General features: G+C 67.8%; 15 protein-coding genes and 2 pseudogenes (1 of these 17 cut by a window edge). 8 read left to right on the top strand and 9 right to left on the bottom strand.

Features of this window, described 5'->3' with window-relative positions; translation table 11 throughout:
- The 3 genes and pseudogenes from M2437_RS04535 to M2437_RS04525 all read left to right on the top strand — a co-directional run.
- Nucleotides 1–1,448, top strand: a pseudogene (locus tag M2437_RS04535) (Tex family protein) (it extends 869 nt beyond the left edge of the window).
- Between the two features lie 263 nt (nt 1,449–1,711).
- The gene (locus tag M2437_RS04530; protein WP_253389492.1) at nt 1,712–2,365 is read left to right on the top strand and encodes an ABC transporter ATP-binding protein; all 654 of its coding nucleotides are present in this window, start codon (nt 1,712–1,714) and stop codon (nt 2,363–2,365) included.
- A gap of 150 nt (nt 2,366–2,515) precedes the next feature.
- The gene (locus M2437_RS04525) at nt 2,516–3,760 is read left to right on the top strand and encodes a KpsE/RkpR family capsule polysaccharide export protein (protein ID WP_253389491.1); all 1,245 of its coding nucleotides are present in this window, start codon (nt 2,516–2,518) and stop codon (nt 3,758–3,760) included.
- 8 nt (nt 3,761–3,768) lie between these two features.
- Here M2437_RS04525 and M2437_RS04520 read toward each other — a convergent pair whose 3' ends face one another.
- Both M2437_RS04520 and M2437_RS04515 read right to left on the bottom strand, forming a co-directional pair.
- The gene (locus M2437_RS04520; protein WP_253389490.1) at nt 3,769–4,485 is read right to left on the bottom strand and encodes a hypothetical protein; all 717 of its coding nucleotides are present in this window, start codon (nt 4,483–4,485) and stop codon (nt 3,769–3,771) included.
- Between the two features lie 78 nt (nt 4,486–4,563).
- Entirely contained in the window at nt 4,564–4,830 is a 267-nt protein-coding gene (locus M2437_RS04515) for a hypothetical protein (RefSeq protein WP_253389489.1), read from the bottom strand.
- 200 nt (nt 4,831–5,030) lie between these two features.
- Here M2437_RS04515 and flhA point away from each other — a divergent pair, with 200 nt between their 5' ends.
- Together flhA and M2437_RS04505 are read left to right on the top strand one after the other, a co-directional pair.
- Complete coding sequence (gene flhA / locus M2437_RS04510) at nt 5,031–7,172, top strand: flagellar biosynthesis protein FlhA (RefSeq protein ID WP_253389488.1); 2,142 nt, start codon at nt 5,031–5,033, stop codon at nt 7,170–7,172.
- Between the two features lie 255 nt (nt 7,173–7,427).
- The gene (locus M2437_RS04505; RefSeq protein ID WP_253389487.1) at nt 7,428–9,104 is read left to right on the top strand and encodes a methyl-accepting chemotaxis protein; all 1,677 of its coding nucleotides are present in this window, start codon (nt 7,428–7,430) and stop codon (nt 9,102–9,104) included.
- 151 nt (nt 9,105–9,255) lie between these two features.
- Here the strand turns inward: M2437_RS04505 and M2437_RS04500 are convergent, their stop codons facing one another.
- The 4 genes from M2437_RS04500 to fliI all read right to left on the bottom strand — a co-directional run bounded on the left by M2437_RS04500 (nt 9,256) and on the right by fliI (nt 12,893).
- Complete coding sequence (locus M2437_RS04500; RefSeq protein WP_012605805.1) at nt 9,256–9,396, bottom strand: hypothetical protein; 141 nt, start codon at nt 9,394–9,396, stop codon at nt 9,256–9,258.
- A 232-nt stretch (nt 9,397–9,628) separates the two neighbouring features.
- A complete protein-coding gene (locus tag M2437_RS04495; protein WP_003599596.1) occupies nt 9,629–10,681 on the bottom strand; it encodes a lysylphosphatidylglycerol synthase domain-containing protein in 1,053 nt (350 codons plus the stop codon).
- A gap of 356 nt (nt 10,682–11,037) precedes the next feature.
- Nucleotides 11,038–11,442: a flagellar export protein FliJ gene (gene fliJ, locus M2437_RS04490; protein WP_003599595.1), complete on the bottom strand. Its 405-nt coding sequence runs from the start codon at nt 11,440–11,442 to the stop codon at nt 11,038–11,040.
- Nucleotides 11,443–11,537: 95 nt separating this feature from the next.
- Nucleotides 11,538–12,893 (bottom strand): flagellar protein export ATPase FliI, encoded by a 1,356-nt coding sequence (gene fliI, locus M2437_RS04485; RefSeq protein ID WP_056120117.1) that lies wholly within the window; start codon nt 12,891–12,893, stop codon nt 11,538–11,540.
- Nucleotides 12,894–13,331: 438 nt separating this feature from the next.
- Between fliI and ctrA the strand changes: the two are divergent.
- Nucleotides 13,332–14,034: pseudogene (gene ctrA / locus M2437_RS04480) on the top strand (response regulator transcription factor CtrA).
- Between the two features lie 76 nt (nt 14,035–14,110).
- On the opposite strand, the gene M2437_RS04475 reads toward ctrA, so the two are convergent.
- Together M2437_RS04475 and M2437_RS04470 are read right to left on the bottom strand one after the other, a co-directional pair.
- Nucleotides 14,111–14,362 carry a DUF3297 family protein gene (locus M2437_RS04475; protein WP_012252550.1) on the bottom strand — a complete coding sequence of 84 codons (252 nt, stop codon included), beginning with the start codon at nt 14,360–14,362 and terminating at the stop codon, nt 14,111–14,113.
- A 33-nt stretch (nt 14,363–14,395) separates the two neighbouring features.
- A complete protein-coding gene (locus M2437_RS04470) occupies nt 14,396–15,022 on the bottom strand; it encodes a CatB-related O-acetyltransferase (protein ID WP_253389486.1) in 627 nt (208 codons plus the stop codon).
- 75 nt (nt 15,023–15,097) lie between these two features.
- Here M2437_RS04470 and M2437_RS04465 point away from each other — a divergent pair, with 75 nt between their 5' ends.
- The gene (locus M2437_RS04465; RefSeq protein WP_076640995.1) at nt 15,098–17,431 is read left to right on the top strand and encodes an NADP-dependent malic enzyme; all 2,334 of its coding nucleotides are present in this window, start codon (nt 15,098–15,100) and stop codon (nt 17,429–17,431) included.
- Between the two features lie 102 nt (nt 17,432–17,533).
- Nucleotides 17,534–18,973: an acetamidase/formamidase family protein gene (locus tag M2437_RS04460; protein WP_253389485.1), complete on the top strand. Its 1,440-nt coding sequence runs from the start codon at nt 17,534–17,536 to the stop codon at nt 18,971–18,973.
- A 172-nt stretch (nt 18,974–19,145) separates the two neighbouring features.
- Here the strand turns inward: M2437_RS04460 and M2437_RS04455 are convergent, their stop codons facing one another.
- Entirely contained in the window at nt 19,146–19,325 is a 180-nt protein-coding gene (locus M2437_RS04455) for a hypothetical protein (RefSeq protein ID WP_253389484.1), read from the bottom strand.
- Nucleotides 19,326–19,364: the final 39 nt, after the last annotated feature.

Raw genomic sequence — 19,364 nt, 5'->3', positions numbered from 1 at the left:
GGCCGATCTGCGGGCACGCCTGTTCGAGCGGGCTGAGGAGGCGGCGGTGAAGGTGTTCGCCGGCAACCTCAAGGATCTGCTGCTTGCCGCGCCCGCGGGCGGGCGGGCGACCCTCGGGCTCGATCCCGGCTACCGCAACGGCGTGAAGGCGGCGGTGGTGGACCGCACCGGCAAGGTGGTGGCGGTCGAGACCACCTATCCGCACGAGCCGCAGCGGCGCTGGAAGGAGGCGGTGGCCTCGCTCGCCCGGCTCTGCCGCCAGCACGGCGTCGAGTTGATCGCCATCGGCAACGGCACCGCCTCGCGTGAGACCGACCGGCTCGCCACAGAGATCCTAGCCGCCAACCCTGATCTCAAGATGGCCAAGGTCACGGTGTCGGAGGCCGGCGCCTCGGTCTACTCGGCCTCGGCCATCGCCACCCGTGAGTTGCCCGACCTCGACGTGTCGCATCGCGGCGCCGTCTCCATCGCCCGGCGGCTGCAGGACCCGCTGGCGGAACTGGTGAAGATCGACCCGAAATCCATCGGCGTCGGCCAGTACCAGCACGACGTCACCGAACAGAAGCTGTCGCGCTCGCTTCAAGCGGTGGTCGAGGATGCGGTGAACGCGGTCGGAGTCGATGTGAACACCGCCTCCGGCCCGCTGCTGGCCCAGGTCTCGGGCCTCGGCGCGTCGGTGGCGGACAAGATCGTGACCCACCGCGACGCCAACGGCCCGTTCCGTACCCGCGCCGGGCTGAAGAAGGTGCCGGGCCTCGGCGCCAAGACCTTCGAGTTGGCGGCGGGCTTCCTGCGCATCCCCGATGGCGAGGACCCGCTCGACCGCTCCGGCGTCCACCCGGAAGCCTATCCGGTGGTGCGACGCATGCTGGAGGCGACGAAGAGCGACATCCGCGTGCTGATCGGCAATGAAGCGGCCCTGCGCCTGCTCTCACCTGCCGCCTTCGCCGACGAACGCTTCGGCGTGCCGACCGTGCGCGACATCATCGCCGAGCTGGAAAAGCCCCGGCCGCGACCCGCGCCCGGCCTTCAAGACGGCGAGCTTCCAGGAAGGCGTCGAGAAAATCGGTGACCTCAAGCCGGGGATGCAGTTGGAAGGCGTTGTCACCAACGTCGCGGCCTTCGGCGCCTTCGTCGATATCGGCGTGCATCAGGACGGGCTCGTCCACATCTCGGCGATGGCCCGCAAGCGGATCGCCTCGCCTTCCGAGGTGGTGAAGACCGGCGACGTGGTGCGTGTGCTGGTGTTGTCGGTCGATGTGCCGCGCAAGCGCATCGCGCTGTCGATGCGGCTCGACGACCCCCTCGAAGGCGCGACGGCGCCGCGTGGAAACGCCCCCCGCCCCGAGGCGCAGCCCCGGCGCCCGGCGCCCGCAACCCCGCCGCAGGACGGGGCGCTGGCCGACGCGCTCCGGCGCGCCGGAGTCTCGTCGCCTAAGCGCTCGTGACCGAGGATGCAGATCCTGCGATCGCGCCGTCTGCGTCCGGTGAGGGACGCGGGCGGCCCGGCACCGACCGTGGGATCACCCGCGGCGGGATGCGGACGTCATCCTCAGATTCGCCGCTTTTCCCGGCTTCCTGCCCGGCTCGAGCGCGGGTGCCCCGCCCGAACCCTCTCGCCGGACCGTCGCGGCGAAGCGGCGGGTCTCCGGTGGGGCCTCCGATCCCGCGGGGCCGGCCCGCGTCGTCTGCCGGCGGAGCTTATCGAACCGTGATCCGCTTCGAGAACGTCACCAAGGTCTATTCCACCTATGGTCGGCGGCGCACCATCCTCGACCGGGTGAACTTCACCCTGAAGCCCGGCATCAGCTACGGCATCATGGGGATCAACGGCGCCGGCAAATCGACCACCATGAAGCTCATCGCCGGCGTCGAGGAGCCGACCCGGGGCCGCATCGTCCGGGGTCTTCGCGTCTCCTGGCCGCTCGGCTTCGCGGGCGGCTTCAACGCCAAGATGACGGGCCGCGACAACGTCATCTTCGTCGCCCGGATCTACGGGGAGGATCCGCGGCGCGTGCTCGAATTCGTCGAGGATTTCTCCGAACTCGGCAGCTACCTGAACATGCCGGTCAACACCTACTCGTCCGGCATGGGCTCACGCCTCGCCTTCGGAATGAGCATGGCGATTCCCTTCGACACCTACCTCATCGACGAAACGCTCTCGGTGGGCGACGCGCGCTTCCAGAAGCGGTGCGCCGAGGTGTTCAACAAGCGGCGCGAAACCGCGGACGTGATCCTGATCTCCCACAGCATGGAACAAATCCGCGATTATTGCAGTCAGGCGCTGATCCTGATCAACGGGCAGGCAGTGGTCTATGACGATGTCGATGAGGCGATCACGGCCTACCGGCGCCTGAATAGCTGAGGGTGCGCCGGACCGCGGGACGGCATCGGCCCCCATTCGAGGTTCGGACACGCTTTCGCCGTGAGGGCGGGCCAGAGACGCTAGCGTGCGATCCGTCGCCGCCCCAGACGCGGCGCGGCTGACCGCGCGAGGCGTGCGAGCACCGAGACCATGAGCACTGAGATCAGCAGTCCGAACAGCGCAGCGGTGACCACCGCCGACCGCTCGACCGCGGTCACGGAATCGCTCAAGCGGTTTGCCCGCATCGCGCGCCAGTCCGACCACAAGAAGGGCATTCGCGCCTATCAGACGCATATCCGGCGCGATCCCTGGATCCCCGCCTTCTTCGTGCTTCTGTTCCTGCTGCCGACGATGGTCACCGCCGGCTACTTCTATCTGATCGCCTCCGACCGCTACATCACCGAGGCACGCTTCGCCCTGCGTCCGGCACTCGGCAACGTCGACAAGGTGCAGAGCGAGGAAACGGGCAACAACAGCTCCCTGTCCAAGCAGATGATCGCTCAGGACACGCTGATCACGACGAGCTACATTGCCAGCCGGCAGATGATCGAGACCATGGAGCGGCAAATGCCGCTTCGCGATATGTTCTCGCGGGACGGCATCGACTTCTTCTCGCGCTTCGACGCCAGCGAGCCGATCGAGCGGTTCATGCTCTACTGGCACAAGCGCGTGACGACCTCGGTCGATTCCAATGGCGGTATCATCAGCCTGAAGGTCGCCGCCTTCGACCCGCAGGAATCCTACACGCTGACCCGCGCGCTTCTGGACGAGAGCGAGCGCATGGTGAATGAACTCAGCCTCAAGGCGCGCAACGCCGCGCTGGCTGAGAGCACCCGCGAACTCAAGAACGCCGAAGAGCGCCTGCTCACCGTCCAGCGTGCCATGCGCGACCTGCGCAACCGCGCCGGCATTCTCGATGCGCAATCGGCCAACAAGAACAACCTCACAGTCATCGCGGAGCTGCGCAAGAAGCGCATCGACCTCTCGGTGCAGCTCAACCAGAGCCTGCGCGACCTCGCGCCGGAGCGGCGTCCGATCCAGGATTTGAAGGCGCAGATTCAGGATCTCGATGACAACATCGAGAAGATCGAACGGCAGATGACCAGCACCGATCCGGATCAGCGACGCCTGCTATCGGAGGCGATGACGGAATTCGAGGGGCTGGAGAACGAGCGCAAGAACGCGCTCCTCTATCACAACAAGGTGTTGGCCGCGAGCGAGCAAGCCCGCATCGTCGCCAACCGTCAGATCGAGTTCTTCACCCCCGTGGTCAATCCGGTCGTACCCACATCAGCGATCGAGCCGCGCAAGCACCTGATCACGAGCATTGTCGCGCTCGTGGCCATGGCCTTGTTCGGCTTCAGCGTCCTGATCCGAAAGTATCTCTATAGCTGACGCACCGGTCAGGCGATCTCGCCGGGCGGACGGCGGGTCGGCGGCGAGGCGGTGGGATCGGCCGGCGTACCCGGCTCAGGCGCCAGAGCCGGGTCGGGCACCGGCGAGGGCGTTCCGGTCGCGCGCGGCTCACCCGTGGTTCCGCCGGTCCAGCCCTGCGCCCGCCAGCCCTCGGCGCGCTCGTCGAGATCGACCGCGCCGGCGCGCTGCATCAGGGCGATGACACGGTCGGCGACCTCCCCGTCCGCTCGCACGGTGACCAAGGTGCCACCGCGCCGGATCCCCTCAGCATAGGTCTCGGCATCGGCGCCGCTCAGCCCCGCGCCGGTCAATGCGCCGATCAGGCCGCCCGCGGCCGCCCCCACCCCTGCCCCCGACAGGGCGGCGACGAGCCAGCCCGCCGCGATCACCGGACCGGCGCCGGGGATCGCGAGCAGCCCCAGGCTCGCGAGCAGGCCCGCGCCGCCGCCGAGGACGGTGCCGACCGTCGCACCCGCCCCCGCCCCTTCGGCCGCCGAACCCTCGTACTCGCTTGCCGAGGCATGGCCCGGCGCCGCGGACTCACCCGTGGCGCCACCGGCCAAGGCGCCGGCCGGCCGATCCGCGCCGTTCAGCGAAACGATGCCGATATCCGAGTGCGGCACCCCTTCCGCCTCGATGCGATCGATGACGCGGGCGGCGGTGTCCTGATTGTCGAACAGGGCGGTGACGGCGCGTGTTGCCATGGTCGTTCCTCTCGTCTGCTTTGGGGGTGGCCAGCCGCTACTCGGCGGCGACATTGCCCCGGAAATCCATGCCGACGCTCAGCGTGCGGCCCGCATGCTCGGCACGCCCGCGCCAGATGCCCTGCCCGTCGAGTTGCAAGTCGGCACGTCGGCAAAGCCCATCTCGGCGAACCGCGCGCGCACCTGCGCCGCGGTGAAGCTGTTGGCGCCCGGTTCGAGCCGCCCACCCACCGCCCCGTGCGCCTTCTCCGCGGGTGTCGCGGCAGGCGCCTCCGCCGGCTCCGGCGCGGCACGGACCGCCGTGGATGCCACCAGGGCGAGGAGGAGAAGGGGAAGGGCGCGCATGATTCGAGGCTCGTCCGCAGGGTCCGGCCGTTCGCCGAGCCGGTTGCCTGACCAAGCCCCGGTCACCGGCCGAGGTTCCGTATCGACGCGGGCGTTGTCAGGGTCGGCGTTAACGCATCGCTAACCCTGTACCCGGCAAATCCTGCCGGGTGCGGTCCTGCGGGTAGGCCCGCGCGATTCGTCTTCGGGGATTCGGCGCGATGAGCGAAACGGCCAGGGCCGTTCCAGCGGGAGCAGGCGGGCTCGGCGGCCTGTCGTCCCTGCGCATGCCGAACCGGGCGAGCCTCCAGGCGCTCTCCAAGCGCTCGGACCTGTTCTTCGCTACCGCGGTGATGGGCATCCTCGTGGTGCTGATCTTCCCGCTGCCGGCCTTCCTGCTCGACCTCCTGCTCGCGGTCTCGATCATCATCTCGGTGTTGATCATGATGACCGGGCTGTTCATCGACAACCCGCTCGAATTCACCGTCTTCCCGACGCTGCTGCTGGTCGCGACACTGCTGCGGCTGGCGCTCAACCTCGCCTCGACCCGGCTGATCCTCGGCCATGGCCACGAGGGCACGGCGGCGGCGGGCCACGTCATCGAGGCCTTCGGGCACTTCGTGATGGGCGGCAACTTCGTGATCGGGATCATCGTCTTCGCGATCCTGATCATCGTGAACTTCGTCGTCATCACCAAGGGCTCGGGCCGCATCGCCGAGGTGGCCGCGCGCTTCACCCTCGACGCCATGCCCGGCAAGCAGATGGCGATCGACGCCGACCTCTCGGCCGGGCTGATCGACGAGAAGGTGGCCAAGGCCCGCCGCTCGGCACTCGAAGAGGAATCCTCGTTCTTCGGCGCCATGGACGGCGCCTCGAAGTTCGTGCGCGGCGACGCGGTGGCCGCGCTCCTCATCACCGGCATCAACGTGGTCGGCGGCATCATCATCGGCGTCGCACAGCAGGGACTCGGCTTCGCCGAAGCAGCCAAGACCTACACCCTGCTCACCATCGGCGACGGGCTGGCCTCCCAGGTGCCGGCGCTGATCGTCTCGACCGCGGCCGGCATCCTCGTCTCGAAGGCCGGCGTGAAGGGCGCCGCCGACAAGGCGCTCGGCAAGCAGATGGCGAACTATCCGAAAGCCCTCGGCATGTCGGCGGGCGTCATGATCCTGATCGCGCTCCTGCCCGGCATGCCGATGCTGCCGTTCCTCGCGCTCGGCGGCGCCTCCGGCTACGCAGCGTGGCGCATCGCCAAGACGCAACGCGAGACCCCGCCCGCGGTGGCAGAGGGCACGCCCGGCGCTCCCGCCCCCGGCGGGGCACCGGCCGAGGAGACCGTCACCGATCTGCTCAAGCTCGACGATCTCAAGCTGGAGATGGGCTACGCGCTCCTCGCCCTCGTCAACGGCGAGGGCCAGGACCGGCTCACCGACCAGATTAAGGCCCTGCGCCGCCAGCTCGCGGCGGAACTCGGCATCGTCATGCCCTCGGTGCGCATCCTCGACAACGTGAGCCTGGAGGCCAACACCTACGTGGTGCGGGTGAAAGAGATCGAGGCCGGCACGGGCCAAGTCTTCCCGGGCCAGTTCATGGCGATGGACCCGATGGGCGGCCAGGTGCAACTGCCCGGCCAGCACCTGCTGGAGCCGACCTTCAGCCTGCCCGCAACCTGGGTCGATGCCGGCCTGCGGGATCAGGCGCAGCTCAAGGGCTACACCGTGGTCGATGCGGCCACCGTGATCTCGACGCACCTGACCGAACTGATCAAGGCGCACGTCTCGGAACTCCTGAACCACGTCGAGGTGCAGAAGCTGCTGCGCGAACTGCCCAAGGAGCACACCGAACTCCTCAAGGAGGTGGTGCCCTCGCAGATCGCCACCACCGGCATCCAGCGCGTGCTGCAGCTGCTGCTCACCGAGCGGGTCTCGGTGCGCGACCTCGGCTCCATCGTCGAGGGCATCGCCGAGGTCGCCGGCCACGTGAAGAACCCGCGCGACATCGTCGAGCATGTCCGCGCCCGCCTCGGCCGGCAGATCTGCGCGCAATACCAGGGCCCGGACGGAACCCTGCCGATCATCACCCTGTCGCCGGCCTGGGAGCAGGCCTTCCTCGAATCGATCGTCGGCGAGCGCGAGGAGCGCTACCTCGCGATGCAGCCGTCGAAGCTGACGGAGTTCGTCAACACCGTGCGCGACCGCTTCGAGCAGGCCGCGCGCATGGGCGAGATGCCGGTGCTCGTCACATCGGTCCAGGCCCGGCCCTTCGTACGCTCGATCATCGAGCGTTTCCGCCGCGAGACCCCGGTGATGAGCCAGGCGGAGATCCATTCCCGCGCGCGGCTGCGGACGGTCGGATCGGTGTAGACGAGCAATCGAACCCTTTCGCGGTGATCGTATCCAATTACCGATCACCCTCAACACGGCCGGGCAGAAAGCATCCGCCGATCACCCGTAGCGTCATGAGCGGCTGTGTTCGATGCACATCGATCGCGGCCGGACGGCAACTTGTATAAATTCCGACAGGGACTACAATTTTTAGCTTTTGTTAATAGCCAAAAATCTAATTTCGTCGCTGTCCTGCGGCAAGAATCGGACCGTGGGGCATCGAGGGATCTAGCCGTGCTGCGTTTCGATATCCCGAGGAAGCTCTACACGCTCGTTGGCCTGTCGGCGCTGAGCCTCCTGGCGATCTGCACCGTCGCGCTGACCTACCAGTACAACGCGATGTACGCGCAGCGCCTCAGCCAACTCGAGCTGATGACGGAATCGGCCATCAATCTGGTCGACCACCATTACCGGCTCGCCCAGAAGGGGGAGATGCCGGAGGCGACGGCCCGTGCGGCCGCCTATGCCGGCGTCACGGCGATGCGGCACGGTGCGGACGGCTACTTCTTCATCTGGGACCGCGACGTGACCGTGGTCGCACACGCGGACAAGACCCTGCTCGGCCGCAACTTCAGCAATCTCAAAGACACGACGGGCTTCGCCTTCGTCGCGGACGTGCTGCCACGGGCCGTGCGGAATGGGGTGGCATCGGTCGTCTACACCTGGAAGCGCGCACCGGATTCTGCGGCGACAGCGAAGGTAGCCACGTTTCGCTACCATGCGCCCTGGGGGCTGTATGTCGCCACCGGCGTCCATATCGACGATCTGAAGGCGACGCTGTGGGAGCAGATCCTGCGCCTTGGCGCGATCGCGCTCGGCATTCTCCTCCTTCTCGGCGCCGCCTCCTGGGCGATCATCCGCTCCATCGTGCGCCCGATGAATGCCCTGCGGGCGACGATGGGCCGGCTCGCGGAGGGACGCACCGAAATCGCCCTGCCGGAGGCCGAGCGCAGCGACGAAGTCGGCGCGATGGCGCGCGCCGTGGCAGTCTTCCGCGACAACGCCGTCGAGCGCGAGCGGCTGCAAGGGGCGCAGGATGCCGATCAGGCGCTGAAGATGGAGCGGGCCGAGCGGCTCAACGCCCTGATTCAGGGGTTCGAGGGCACGATCACCGGCATCGTCACCACCATCGGCGGGGCCGCTTCGCAACTGCAATCGACGGCCCAGGGCCTCGCCGGTACGGCGAACCAGACCGCCGGGCAATCGACCGCCGTCGCCGCGGCCGCCGAGGAGGCAACCACGAACGTCAACACCGTGGCTGCCGCCGCCGAGGAACTGGGCAGCTCCGTCCAGGAGATCGGCCGGCAGGTGGACGGGTCGGCCGCCCTCTCCCGCACGGCGGTGGAGGAGGCCGGCCAGACCGGACAGCTCGTCCAGGATTTGAGCGAAGCCGCCGCCCGCATCGGCGATGTCGTGGCGATGATCTCGGACATCGCCGGCCAGACCAATCTGCTGGCCCTCAACGCGACGATCGAGGCGGCACGCGCGGGCGAAGCGGGCCGCGGCTTCGCCGTGGTGGCGGCGGAGGTGAAGGAGTTGGCGAGCCAGACAGCACGGGCGACGACGGACATCTCGGAGCAGATCGCCCGCATCCAGCGCTCGACCGGTACGGCCGTCAGCGCGATCGGCGACATCACCGGGCGGATCCAGGAGATCAGCAGCGTCTCCACCTCGATCGCGGCAGCGGTCGAGGAGCAGAGCGCGGCGACCCAGGAGATCGTCCGCAACGTGGCCCAGGCCGCGACCGGCACCAGCGAGGTGACGCACAACATCTCCGGCGTCGCCCGCGCCTCGGAGGAGACCGGGACGGCCGCCGCACAGGTGCTCGGTGCCGCCTCGGAGCTGTCTCAGCAATCCGATCACCTGCGGGCCGAGGTCCGACGCTTTCTGGCCACGGTGCGCGCGGCCTGAGGCCTGAGGCGATCGCCGACGGTCGTACGGAAAACAGCCGAACCGACCTCAGATGGTCGGCTCGGCTCCGCATTCTGCGCACTTTGTTGTTGCGAAGAGCCGGCGTCGCCGGGAGATAGGGAAGCGGCTCGGCGCTTGGGTCACGCGCCGGTCAGGCGTGTCCCTCGATCGCGCGCAGGACGGCGACCATTTGGTCGGCCTGCGAACGGGTGAGCCCGCTGCTGATGATCGTGCCGTCCCGGCAGATCGAACAGGTGCCGTCTTCGGCGACCCGAATTTTGATCGAAGCCATGTTGTCCATCCAGGAGCCAGAGCGGCTCCCCATTCCGTCGAAGCTTAACCGTTCCTGAAGGGCTCGCAACCCCGCGCGTCCCATTCATCCACGGAAGCGGTGTGAGGTAAGGATCGCTGATCCCGCCGTCACTGCGACGAAATCGACGCGGAATTCAAGGCTCGTGACCCGAAACGCAACCGGCGGCGCGCTCGGGAGAGCGGCCGCCGGCAAGGGTTTCGACGAGGGTGGATCAGACCGCCTTCTTCTCCAGCCGCCGCTCGATCACGTGCTTGTCGAGGCCCGGCGCAACGAGCGGCGGCTCCGGCGCGGCCTTGCCGTCCTTGCCGAGCGCGTTCGTGAGGCGGGAGCGCTCGAACAGCAGCACCACGACGATGGCCACGGCGAACGGAATGATCAGGTAGAACAGGCGGAAGATCAGCACCGCGGCGAGAACCGGCGCCTTCTCGGCATCGGTCTGAAGCTGCATGGCGGTGAAGAACACGAGTTCGAACACGCCGAGGCCGCCCGGCGCGTGCGAGGCGAGCGCAACGGAGAACGAGGCGAGGAAGATGCCGAGCACCGGGATGAAGCCGGGGTTCAGGGCATCCGGCAGGGCGAAGTAGATGATGCCGGCAGCACCCAGCAGCTCCAGCGGCGCCGCGATGAGCTGGCGCACCATGATCCCGGGCCGCGGATACTCGATCTTGAAGTTGCGGATCGTCAGCGGGCGGAAGCGCAGCACCGAGCCGAGGACGTAGAGCGCGACGAACCCGAGCAGTCCGAAGCCGACCAGCCGCGAGGTCGCGGGATTGGTGAGTACCGCCGGCAGCAGGTTGTCGAGCCGTGCGAGGAGGTTCGGATCATAGACCAGAACGAAGCCGCCGAGCAGGATCGTGCCAAGGCCGAAGGTGAAGGAGCACAGGGCCACCAGCACCGCGACCTGCGCCGCCGAAAGTCCCTTCGAGGTGTAGGCCCGGTAGCGCACCAGGGCGCCGGAGAAGACCGAAGCGCCGATATTGTGCGACAGGGCGTAGGTCGTGAACGAGCACAGCGACACGAACAGCCACGAGATGTGGCGCACGCCCAGATGCAGCAGCGCGATCCGGTCGTACCAAGCGAGCGCGGCGTAGGCGACGAGGGTGGAGACGGCCGCGAACAGGAAGTGGTGGAGCGGGATGGCGGCAAACGCCGCCTCGATGCTCGCCCAGGATAGGGTCTTCAACTGCCCCCAGAGCAGGTAGCAGGACACCGCCACCGCGGCGAGGCCGATCAGGCCCCAGAAGACTTCACTGAGTTTTTTCATGGATGTCCGCCGCCTCTCTCGGGAGCGGTCTCTCCTGCGCCACGACCGCGCGCATCGCAAGCGGGACTGGGCAACCGTCTCGATGGGGCCGGCTCTTGCCGTTAGATCATGACGGTTTCATGCCGAAACACGCGGCTCTGCCCGACTCAGCGAGTCTGGCGGGCAACGCATTCGGTGCGGCTTGAGCGGTCGGGAATGGCCCGCGATGAACGCGGCACCGGCACGGCCACTCATACGCCCCCGCAGGATCGAGCTGCGCGATTTCTACGGGGTGGTACCAGGGAACCGTGAACTCGCCGGCGTCGCCGGCCTCGTGCCGCCGACGCGCTCGACGATCCCGCCTAGAATCTGGCCTCTCAGGCCCGCGCCCGAAGTCCGATCGCGTCCATCTCGGCCTGCTCGCGGGCGGCTTCGGCCGCACGCTCGGCGGAGCGCTCGCGATCCTCCAGGATCTCGACCTTCTTCAGTTCCTCGAACGCCTCGCCCAGTTCGGCCTTGGCCTCGGCGAGCTGCCCCTCAAGGGCAGCGGCCGACTGGCGCATGTTGTCCCGGCGGCCGGTGGCGGCGCGGGCATAGGTCGGGTAGGCGAAATGGGCCGGATCGGAGATCCCCGCACGGGCCTCCTCCTGCGAGACTTCCCGGTCGAGTTCGGCCGCCATGCGGTTGAAGTCGGCCATCATCATCTCGATCTGCGCCACCCTGCGGCGCTTCTCATCCACCTGGAACCGACGCAACCGGATCAGCGTGTCACGCGATTTCATGTCGGGCCATCCACTCCACGCTACGCCGGGACGCGACCCGATCGGCGCGGGCGATCCACACGGACCGTTACCCCGACGCGCTTCTCGAAGCCGCCTCACGCACCGCCGACAATGGCGGCCAACCGGTCATAACCCTCGCTGATGGAGGTTGCTTCTTCCTTACCCTGCCCCAGAAAAGCCGTCAGATCGGGCATGAGAGCCACCGCTTCGTCCACCTCCGGCGAGGAACCGGCACGGTAGGCCCCGAGCCGGATCAGTTCCTCCATGTCGGCATAGGTCGCCAGCACCTTTCGCGCACGGCGGACGGTGGGGAGATGGGCCGGGTCGCAGGCCCGCGGCATGGTGCGGGAGACCGAGCGCAGCACGTTGATCGCCGGGTAGCGCCCTTGCTCGGCAATACGCCGCTCCATGACGATGTGCCCGTCGAGGATGCCACGCACCGCATCCGCCACCGGCTCGTTGTGGTCGTCGCCCTCCACCAGCACGGTGAACAGGCCGGAGATCGCCCCCTCCCCCACCCCCGGCCCGGCCCGTTCGAGCAGGCGCGGCAATTCGGAGAAGACAGTGGGGGTGTAGCCCTTGGCGGTCGGCGGCTCGCCGCCGGCCAGCCCGATGTCGCGCTGGGCCATGGCGAAGCGGGTGATCGAATCGATCATGCACAAGACCTGCGCGCCCTGATCGCGAAAGTACTCGGCCACCGCCAGGGTCACGTAGGCGGCGTTGCGGCGCATCAGCACCGGCTCGTCGGAGGTCGCCACCACCACGACCGAGCGGGCGAGCCCCGCCGCGCCGAGGTCGTCTTGGAGAAACTCCTGAACCTCGCGGCCGCGCTCACCGACGAGGCCGATCACCGCCACGTCGGCGGCGGTGTAGCGGGCCAGCATTGAGAGCAGCACCGACTTGCCGACGCCGGAGCCGGCGAAGATGCCCATGCGCTGCCCGCGGCACATGGTGAGAAAGGTGTTGATACAGCGAACCCCGAGATCGAGCGGCGGCCCGACGCGCCGTCGTCCATGCGCGGGGGGCGGGTCGGCCCGCAGGGGATAGATCGCGGGCCCCTGCGCGAGGGGGCCGAGGCCGTCGATCGGGCGCCCGAGGGCATCGACGGTGCGCCCGAGCCAAGCGGCGGAGGGGCGGATCGCGCCCGCCGCCTCGTCGCGTACCAGGGCCGGACAGCCGCGGCGCACCCCCTCAAGCGAGCCGAACGGCATGGCGAGCGCGCGGTCGCCGGCAAAGCCGATCACCTCGCACGGCACCGTCGAGGCCGCGACCCCGGCGCCCTCCACGACCACGTCGATGCGACCGCCGAGCCGCATCGCGGAAACCGGCCCGGCCACCTCGACCAGAAGGCCGCGGATCGCCGTCACCCGGCCGAAGGTCTCCAGGGTCTCGACGGTCGAGAGCGCGGCAAGTGCCGCCGCCAGCCCCCCGGAGCCGCGCTCCTGCGTCATGTGCCCCGACCCCGTTAACCGCGTCCCGCCACCGAACCGGCCGATGTCTTAACACCGCCGGACCGCGCGCCAAGGCTTCCAGGCACCCATCCGGATCGCGATGCCGCCGCTCGCGTGAATGAGAACGGCGACGAATGGCCTCCGTCACCTTTCCGCAACAGAGAGACCAACCTGAGACAACAGAAGGGGTTAGCGGGAGAGGCTCATCCCCGGTTTCGGGAGCGCGCGCAGCACAAGGGAACAGATCGCCAACGATCGGGAGAATCGCTCCCGGACTCGAAAGAGACAGTGCTTGCAAGCGGGATTCGGGTTTTGTTAACGGTTAAGGAATAGCGTTTCGAAAGTGGGAATGAGGGAGCGTCCGCCGGGGCCGTCGGCGGACGACCGGCGGCAGCTTGTCTCAAGCGCCCCGAAACGGCCTGTCCGGTGGGGATCACGATGCGCGTACTTCTGATCGAGGACGACAGCGCCACGGCGCAGAGCATCGAATTGATGCTCAAGTCCGAGAACTTCAACACCTACACGACTGACCTTGGCGAAGAGGGTGTCGATCTCGGCAAACTCTATGATTACGACATCATCCTTCTGGATCTGAACTTGCCCGACATGTTCGGGCTACGAGGTGCTGCGCAGCTTGCGCGTCGCCAAGGTGAAGACCCCGATCCTGATTCTGTCCGGCATGGCCGGCATCGAGGACAAGGTGAAGGGCCTCGGCTTCGGCGCCGACGACTACCTGACCAAACCCTTCCACAAGGACGAACTGGTGGCGCGGATCCACGCCATCGTCCGCCGCTCGAAGGGTCACGCTCAGTCGGTCATCACCACCGGCGACCTGATCGTGAACCTCGATCAGAAGACCGTCGAGGTCTCGGGCTCGCGCGTCCACCTCACCGGCAAGGAGTACCAGATGCTGGAACTCCTCTCGCTGCGGAAGGGCACCACGCTTACCAAGGAGATGTTCCTCAACCATCTCTACGGCGGCATGGACGAGCCGGAGCTGAAGATCATCGACGTGTTCATCTGCAAGCTGCGCAAGAAGCTCGCGAACGCGTCTGCGGGCAAGAACTACATCGAGACCGTGTGGGGCCGTGGCTACGTGCTGCGCGAGCCGGTCGAGGGTGAAGACCGCATGGCGGTCTGAGGCCGATCCCCCAGACCGCGCCAACGAACCCCGCTCCGGCGGGGTTCTTTCGTTTCAGGGTCCACGATCCGCCGAATCAGGCCTCGGCCGGCTCCTCGCGGAAATACGGCTCGACGGCGCCCTTGAGCTTCACCGTCATCGGATTGCCGGCCCGGTCGAGCGCCTTGCCGGCCGAGAGTCGCACCCAGCCCTCGCTGACGCAGTACTCCTCGACATTGGTCTTCTCGGCACCCTTGAAGCGGATGCCGACGCCGCGGGCGAGGACCGCCTCGTCGTAATAGGGGCTATTCGGATTGACCGAGAGGCGATCGGGAGGGGTTTCGGACATGGGTCGTGCGTTCCTGGAAATCGTGCCGGCCGGTTACGGCAATCGCGGCGCGCCCGCAACGGCACGCTCGGTTCGCACCGCGTCGATCAGCTCCGCCACCCGTCCGCTCTGAAGGAGCGGGATCCACCGCATCACCGTCTCATGCGGGAAATCCCACCACGCCGCCTCGACGAGCGCGGTCGTCGTCGCCTCGTCGAAGCGGCGGCGCACGATCCGGGCCGGGTTGCCGGCGACGACCGCGTAGGGCGGCACGTCCCGCGTGACGACGGCATGGGCCGCCACCACCGCGCCGTGCCCGACGGTGATGCCCGACAGAATCATGCAGCCCGATCCGAGCCAGACATCGTGGCCGATGATCACGTCGCCGCGCGAGGCGTGATAATCCTGGGGTGCGTCCGCCCCCGGCCAGAGGCCGGTCATCGCGGCGAACGGATAGGTCGAAACCCAGTCGAGCCGGTGGTCGCCGCCGAGCAGGATCTCGACCCGATCCGCGATGGAACAATACCGGCCGATCGTCAGCTGCCGGCCGGATTCGGGGAAGCGTACCTTCGGCCGGCCGTAAGAGTATGCACCAATTGTGAAATTCCAGCGCTGGGCCAGCTTTTCCAGATGCAGCCGGGTCTCGTTGTGCGGGTTGCGCCCCCGCCTCAGCCGTTGCAACAGATGCCTCAACAGTGCCCCCCGCAAGAAGAGGGTGCGGGCGCGCAAAAACGAGCGGAAGAGGACGGCATCGCCATGGCCGACAATATGTCCGAGGATCTGAAGTCCGGGGCGCTCGTCTACCACCGACTGCCGAAACCCGGAAAGCTCGAGATCCAGGCCACCAAGCCGCTCGGCAACCAGCGCGATCTGGCGCTGGCCTACTCTCCCGGCGTCGCCGCCGCCTGCATGGCGATCTACGACGACCCGCAGGAGGCCGCCACCCTCACCATCCGCCAGAACCTCGTCGCCGTGCTCTCGAACGGCACCGCCGTGCTCGGCCTCGGCGATATCGGCCCGCTGGCCTCCAAGCCGGTGATGGAGGGCAAGGCGGTCCTGTTCAAGAAGTTCGCCGGCATCGACGTGTTCGACATCGAGGTGGACCAGAAGGACGTCGACAAGCTGGTGGACGTGGTCTGCGCCCTGGAGCCGACCTTCGGCGGCATCAACCTTGAGGACATCAAGGCGCCGGAATGCTTCGAGGTCGAGGAGCGGTGCCGGGAGCGGATGAACATCCCGGTCTTCCACGACGACCAGCACGGCACGGCGATCATCGTCGCGGCGGCCGTCCTCAACGCACTCGAACTCGCGGGCAAGCGGCTCTCGGACGCCAAGATCGTCACCTCGGGTGCCGGCGCGGCGGCCCTGGCCTGCCTCAACCTGCTGGTCTCGCTCGGCGCGACCCGTGAGAACATCACCGTCACCGACATCAAGGGCGTGGTCTACAAGGGCCGCGCCGAGCTGATGGACCGCTGGAAGGACGTCTACGCGCAGGAGACTGACGCGCGGACCCTGGCCGAAGTCATCCCCGGCGCCGACGTGTTCATCGGTCTCTCGGCGGGCGGGGTGCTCAAGCCCGAATATCTCGAGAAGATGGCCGAGAAGCCGCTGATCATGGCGCTGGCCAACCCCTACCCCGAGATCATGCCGGATCTCGCCGAGCAGGCGCGGCCCGACGCGATGATTTGCACCGGGCGCTCGGACTTCCCCAACCAGGTCAACAACGTCCTCTGCTTCCCCTACATCTTCCGCGGCGCGCTCGATGTCGGCGCCCACAAGATCAACGAGGAGATGAAGAAGGCGGCCGTGAAGGCAATCGCGGCGCTCGCCCGCGAGACGCCGTCCGACGTGGTCGCCCGCGCCTATGGCGGCGAGGCCCGGCCGTTCGGGCCGCGCTCGCTGATCCCGAGCCCGTTCGATCCGCGCCTGATCGTGCGCATCGCGCCCGCGGTGGCCAAGGCGGCGATGGATTCGGGCGTCGCCGGCCGTCCGGTGGAGAACATCGACGCTTACGCGGAATCGCTCGACCGCTTCGTGCACCGCTCCGGCTTCATCATGAAGCCGCTCTTCTCCAAGGCGAAGAGCGATCCGAAGCGCGTCATCTACGCCGAGGGCGAGGATGAGCGCGTGCTGCGCGCCGCACAGGCCGTGGTCGAGGACGGTGTCGCCCGGCCGATCCTGGTCGGTCGCCCGCGGGTGATCGAGACCCGCATCAAGCGCTTCGGTCTCGACCTCAGGCACGGCGAACATTTCGACCTGATCGATCCTGAGGACGATCCGCGCTACCGGGATTACGTCGCCACCTATCTCGAAATCGCCGGCCGGCGCGGCATCACCCCCGATCTCGCCCGGACGCTGGTGCGCACCAACTCCACCGTGATCGCAGCGCTCGCGGTGCGCCGCGGCGAGGCGGACGCGCTGATCTGCGGCTTGGAAGGCCGGTTCGAGACGCGCCTGCGGGTGATCCGCGACGTGATCGGGCTCTCGCCCGACTCGATCGACTTCGCCGGCATGAGCCTGATCGTGACGAAGAAGGGCGCCTTCTTCCTCGCCGACACCCATGTCCGCCAGGATCCGAGCGCGGAGGAGATCGCCGACGTCGCCATCGCCTGCGCGAACCATGTCGGCCGTTTCGGTCTTACGCCGAAGATCGCGCTCCTGAGCCACTCCGATTTCGGCCAATCGGATTCCGCTTCCGCGAAGAAGATGCGGCGTGCGCTCGAACTGATCCAGGCGCGGGCGCCCGATCTTCAGGCGGACGGCGAGATGCAGGCGGATTCGGCCCTGTCCGAACTCATCCGCGACCGGGTGCTGCCGAGTTCGAACTGGAAGGGCGCGGCCAACATCCTCGTCTTCCCGAACTTGGATGCCGCCAACATCGCCTTCCAGTTCGCCAAGGTGCTCGCCGACGCGCTGCCGGTCGGTCCGCTGCTGATCGGCCCGGCCAAGCCGGCGCACATCCTCACGCCCTCCGTCACCGCCCGTGGCATCGTCAACGTCACCGCCGCGGCGGTGGTGGAGGCGCAGGCTGCAGTGCCGCTGCAAGTTGCGCCGGAGGCCGAACCCGGCGTGGGGCCGCTCTCGGAGTAATGCACCGAGCCTCGGGGCCCCCTGCTTCACGCAAGGACGGGCCCCGAGCTTGGCTGTAATTTTGCATTCAGTTCCAGGCGTTGAACGCGTCTGGAGTCTGCAATGTGCCGTGGTGACGATCCGACCTGTGCCGCCTTCGCCGAACATCGGCTGCGCTACCGGCGCGACATGGAGCCCGAGCGGCGGTCCTTCCTGAAGAGCGGCTTCGTCGCCACCGGAGGGGCCGCGGCGCTGGCGGCGGGCGGCCTTTCACTGGTGAGCCCGGCCCTGGCGCAGAGCAGCGCACGCCGGCTGAAGCAGACGGCCCACTACCACCTGCCGGCCAATGCCGAGACCATCCACTGGGGCTACTTCTCGAAGACCCTCAAACCCCAGGTCGAGATCGAGTCGGGCGACTTCGTCACCATCGAGACCCTGACCCACCACGCCAACGACGACGCCGAGCGGATGGTGACGGGCGATCCCGGCGCCGAGAGCGTATTCCTCTGGACCAAGGAGAAGAAGGGCGTGCCGCGCCGCGGCGCCGGGCCGGAGGATTCCAAGCTCGGTCCCGGCGGCGGGCTCGGCGTTCATATCTGCACCGGCCCGGTGGCGATCCGCGGCGCGGAACCCGGCGACGTGCTGGAGGTGCGCATCCTCGACGTGGCGCCGCGCCCCTCGGCCAACCCGAAATTCAAGGGCCGGACCTTCGGCAGCAACGCAGCGGCATGGTGGGGCTACCACTACAACGACATGCTGGGGGCTAAGAAGCGCGAGGTTCTCACCATCTACGAGGTCGATGCGACCGGCGAGCGCGACTGGGCCAAGGCCGTCTACAGCTTCCCCTGGCCGGGCGTGACCGATCCGGACGGCCGCGAGCATCCGACGATCGACTATCCCGGCCTGCCGATCGATCACACCAAGACCAAGCGCAGCTTCGACGTGCTGAAGGGCATCCGCGTGCCGATCCGCCCGCATTTCGGCACGATGGGCCTCGCCCCGTCCGAAGCCGACATGGTGAACTCGATTCCGCCGAGCTACACCGGCGGCAACATCGACAACTGGCGCATCGGCAAGGGCGCGACGATGTACTATCCCGTCGCCGTGCCGGGTGCCCTGTTCTCGGTGGGCGACCCCCATGCGAGCCAGGGCGATTCCGAACTCTGCGGCACGGCGATCGAGTGCTCGCTCACCGGCACCTTCCAGTTCATCCTGCACAAGCGGGTCGATCTCGCCGGCACGTCGCTGGAGTCCCTCGACTTCCCAATGATCGAAACCGCCGACGATTGGGTGCTCTCGGGCTTCAGCTACCCGAACTACCTGAAGGATCTCGGCCCGGACGCGCAGAACGCGATCTTCCAGAAATCCTCGCTGGACCTCGCCATGCGCGACGCCTTCCGCAAGATGCGTCAGTTCCTGATGCAGGCGAAGGGGCTGACCGAGGACGAGGCGATCTCGTTGATGTCGGTCGCAGTCGATTTCGGCATCACCCAGGTGGTCGACGGCAACTGGGGTGTCCACGCTATCGTCAAGAAGGCGATCTTTTCGGAGCGGCCAGCCTGACAACAGCAAGCGGCCGATCCTCCAACCCGACGCCCTCATCCTGAGGTGCCGCGAAGCGGCCTCGAAGGATCCTCCAGATCCCGCGCGACCCCTGGAAGATCCTTCGAGGCTCCGCTTCGCTGCGCACCTCAGGATGAGGCCACGGATGGGAAGGCCGGGGGCTGAGCTTGGATCACAGCGCGCGGATCTTCTCCTCGATCCGCTTGGCCTCCGTCTCGTCGACCTGCACGGGCCGCCCGCTATCGTCGGGGATCCCCTCGCCGGTCTGGGCGATGGTGGTGTCGCGGGGCCGGGCATTGGGTCCGGTGGAGTCGGTGCGCTCCTCGCGCGTCTGACGGTCGTCGTCGTTCATGGTGGCCATCCTGCTCGGGTTCTTCACCCGAGGAACGCC

This window comes from Methylorubrum pseudosasae (genome assembly GCF_029504475.1).
GTDB lineage: Bacteria > Pseudomonadota > Alphaproteobacteria > Rhizobiales > Beijerinckiaceae > Methylobacterium > Methylobacterium extorquens.
This window is presented reverse-complemented; position numbering and strand designations above follow the sequence as displayed.